The 3587-nt window shown below is 57.8% G+C and carries 3 protein-coding genes; all 3 read right to left on the bottom strand.

Features of this window, described 5'->3' with window-relative positions:
* A partial coding sequence (locus tag AX724_RS12865) for a methyltransferase domain-containing protein (RefSeq protein WP_197421577.1) occupies positions 1-1058 on the bottom strand: 1058 nt, incomplete at its 3' end.
* Between the two features lie 175 nt (positions 1059-1233).
* A complete protein-coding gene (locus AX724_RS12860) occupies positions 1234-2163 on the bottom strand; it encodes an NAD-dependent epimerase/dehydratase family protein (protein ID WP_066767125.1) in 930 nt (309 codons plus the stop codon).
* A 30-nt stretch (positions 2164-2193) separates the two neighbouring features.
* Complete coding sequence (locus tag AX724_RS12855; RefSeq protein WP_066767124.1) at positions 2194-3492, bottom strand: hypothetical protein; 1299 nt, start codon at positions 3490-3492, stop codon at positions 2194-2196.
* Between the last annotated feature and the right edge of the window lie 95 nt (positions 3493-3587).

Here is a 3587-nt window from a genome sequence, read left to right as displayed (position 1 = left end):
GCAATCTGCCCGGCGAGGTGTGCGTTGTCAGCGACAGCACGGCTGCCGTTTTGCTCGGTCTCAGCGAGCGCTGCCGAAAGGCGCGCCATTTCTTCTGTAAGCGCCGCGTGCTTTTCCCGTTCTGCAGCAAGGGCACCGCGAGCTTCCTCCAGTTGCGCGTCCCGTTCATCCGTCAGTTCGTTCGCACGGGCCCAGGCCCGCTCGATTTCCTCCTGACGCTCGCGCAGGTTGCCTTCCAGCGTTGCAATCTGCCCGGCGAGGTGTGCGTTGTCAGCGACAGCACGGCTGCCGTTTTGCTCGGTCTCAGCGAGCGCTGCCGAAAGGCGCGCCATTTCTTCTTTAAGCGCCGCGTGCTTTTCCCGTTCTGCAGCAAGGGCACCGCGAGCTTCCTCCAGTTGGGCAATGCGTTCACCTTCTGCCTCCGGGTCTGACAGGCTATCGCAGCGTTGACGCAGCTCATTTATGAGCTGCATATCCTCGGTACTATCGCTTTCGTTGTAGACCGCACGCGACTGCCAGGTGCGCGCATTAAGCGACGGGTAGCGATAATACACGAAGGCCGTGTTTAATGGCTCGGCGCTAGGTCCCTTGCGGAAGATCGCTACGAAATCGTTCCACACATCGCTATGACGATTGCCGATGAAGCTTTCGACTAGATCTATTTCCAGTCCCTGTAAGCGCGCATGCTCGGCCAAGGCCAACCCGGCATCGGGATAGAAGCGCCAGCAGTCCATGGGATAACGATGAACCGTCCCATTCGAGGGTGCATTGACGTAGATATGGCCGCCGGGCCGGGCAGCGCGGCACATGCGCACGAACGTGTCCCAGAAGCGTGTGTCGTGCTCGAACACGGAGGAGGCCATGACAAGATCGAAACTGTCGTCCTCAACCGGAAAGTCGGCTCCAGGATCGATTACATGATCGACCGAAGGCCCTTCTTCCAGATCCAGCCCAGTATATTGGGTAGTCGACGCCGCGGCATCCCGAAGGCATCCGTTGACGTTGAGTGAGCCTATTTCCAGGATCTTTGCATTGGGAAGATCGCTGTACGTACGCATGACCAGCTCCCCGATCCGATACGCAGAATCATGCATGTACGTCACTCCATTGCCGCCTCCCGGTCCCCCTATGAACGGACCGGCAACTTCATGCGGCTTTGCTCAATCGCCTCTATCTTGCAAGGCTGGAGACAGGAAAACCCTGTTGGAAGCGATCATTTGCCTCCAACGGGGTTTATCCCCATTGGCGCAGTTGCCATTCGACCGTCTGTGCAACACCCTCGCGAAATGGCGTGATGGTCTTCCACCCCAACAACTGCTCCGCCTTCGCAGGATCCAGGATGTTGGACGGCGCGTCAGTAGCCCTGTCCTCGACGTGTTCGCGTGCGATGCGGCAGCCCAGAGCCGCCTCGACCGCCTCGAGAACCGCAAGGATCGAGCGCCCTTCCCCGCTGCCTATATTCACAACGTCGTTCAGAGGCTTTTGCTCGAGTGCACGAATGATCGCCTCTACCGTATCGTCAATGTAGAGATAATCCCGTTCGCTCAATCCATTGCCAAAGATGGTAAGAGGTTGCTCCTGCCTGAACTTTTGCAGGATCGTGCCGATAAGCCCCTGTCCGCCCGCGCCTGTCTGGCCTGGACCGTATGGGTTGGCGACGCGCAGGATATTGAACCCCATCTCCGTCCCCCGACATAGCATCCTCAGGTACTGTTCAGTGAAAAGCTTGGTCATTCCATACGAATTCAGCGGAAAAGTAGGGTGGTCTTCCGTGATCGGCACAGTCATGGGTTGGCCGTACACAGTTCCACCAGACGACAGGAACGTGAACGAGCTGACCCCGGACACAATGCATGAGTTGATGAAACTTACATGTGGAATAATGTTGCTGTGGATGTCCGGGACGACTTTGTTGTTACCGATCGCCGCATTGGAAGAGTTGATGAGCTGCACCACATGGGTGATACCAAACAGCTTCCGGTGGGTTTCAATATCATCGTGCAGGTCGACCAAGCGCATTTCCGCTCGATCGCCGAACGCCTTCTCGAAATCGAGGGGGAAATGTCGGCCAAAGCAGACAGTCTTGTAGCCTCGCGCCAGCAAAGCAGCGGTGAGATGGCGACCGATGAAGCCATTGGCACCGAAAACTCCTACAACAATCATCTTTTCCTCTATTTCGGTCGCGTGGGACCATCAAAAGCCGGTGCAGGAGAACACCACGGAGTCCGATCGCCTCATATTCGAAACAGCGAGGGTAGCACTTTTCCTGTCATAGGCGGTTTCGCGCAAGTTCCCTTCGCTACGTGTGAGACTGGATGCGAAGCAGGCCCATCCATTAGGCGCCTCGGTAGAAAATCCAATCACGATCGTTCCTGTCGCACAATCCTGGGCCATGGCTAAGGAACCGGCCGTCTGACCTCCTCGCCGGTCGCGGACAGCGCAGGTGCCAGACATCAATGGCGGTTTACCTGATGCGATCACGGCGGGCGCCGCGATCGTGTCAGGCCCGACCTTCAGTGCCGGCGTTTCCCTACCCGGCCCAATCTCAATTGAGACGTCATCATCAGTCATGACCAGCCTGCCCGCCTCGGTCTGGCGTGCGGTGGAATAGATGCGCCAAGCAGGCCTGCCTGGTGCGCCGTACCAGGAAAGCGCATATTGGGCGGGCAGCGCCACGGCATCTGCCGCCCCGTCCACCACTTCGATGGACTTGTCCCCAAACAGGATGCCCAACCGATAATTCGCTCCATTGTTAAGGATCGACAGCGGGTTGGTGCAGCTTTGCGGCTCCCCCATTCCGATCCCGCAATCTAATCTCAAATTGTTCAGCAACTGCTGCGGATTGAAGTTGTAAGGGTTGGCGAAAGGAGCCGGATTTCCTTCGTTCTGAATAGAATTTTCATCGTTGATGAGCAGCCGGAAAGCCGTTTTCCCTCGCGGGACATATCCTTCAGAGTACTGCGCCCAGTGAAGGTGGGGCCGATCGCTGTCGGCGACGACAAGGTTTATGCTCCCGATGATATTTTCGGCCCTCTCACTGTAGTTGTCGCTCGAACGCGTGCCGAAAAAAGCCCCATAGTTGCCGGTGGTGGATAACGAATAGAGCTGCACGATTCCGCTCAGGTCGGTACCCGGAACATAGCGGTTGGCCCATGTTTCCCCTTCGCGAGAGGCGGCACCAAACAGGCCCGTTCTTGCCCCAATGGTATTGACCAGCAGGTTACTCGAAGCATCGAAGCGTGGCTGGTCGGTGTGCTGCGAGATGTCTGGGTAAAGTTCTGTCCCTACTAAGACCGCGTCGCGCTCCTTCGCAGCCGAATCCTGTGCCCGCAGACTAGCGAGACTCTCGTCTCGGGAGGCGTCTGCGATGGTTCGCTCCTCATCGGCCCATCCGGTTCCCGGAGATCCGACAACAAGGGTGGAGCAGACCAGCGCCGCAAGCTTCGCCCGCCCTTTTTCGCGGAGGCGCTTCCTTACGGACAGGTCGATCATGCAGCAAGCTCCTGACAATATGTGATATGCCCCCCCTTAGCCCGGCTTATTCACCGGCGGGGGTCTGAAGGTTGGCGGGAGTGGCATAAGCCTCT

The sequence above is a fragment of the Sphingobium sp. CCH11-B1 genome, assembly GCF_001556865.1.
GTDB lineage: Bacteria > Pseudomonadota > Alphaproteobacteria > Sphingomonadales > Sphingomonadaceae > Sphingobium.
The sequence above is the reverse complement of the archived record's forward strand: the minus strand, read 5'-3'. Positions and strand labels throughout refer to the sequence as shown.

Bases quoted from the DNA above. Each gene is read 5' to 3' on its own strand.
- AX724_RS12860 (WP_066767125.1), bottom strand. From the start codon at position 2,163: ATGATTGTTGTAGGAGTTTTCGGTGCCAATGGCTTCATCGGTCGCCAT.
- AX724_RS12855 (WP_066767124.1), bottom strand. From the start codon at position 3,492: ATGATCGACCTGTCCGTAAGGAAGCGCCTCCGCGAAAAAGGGCGGGCG.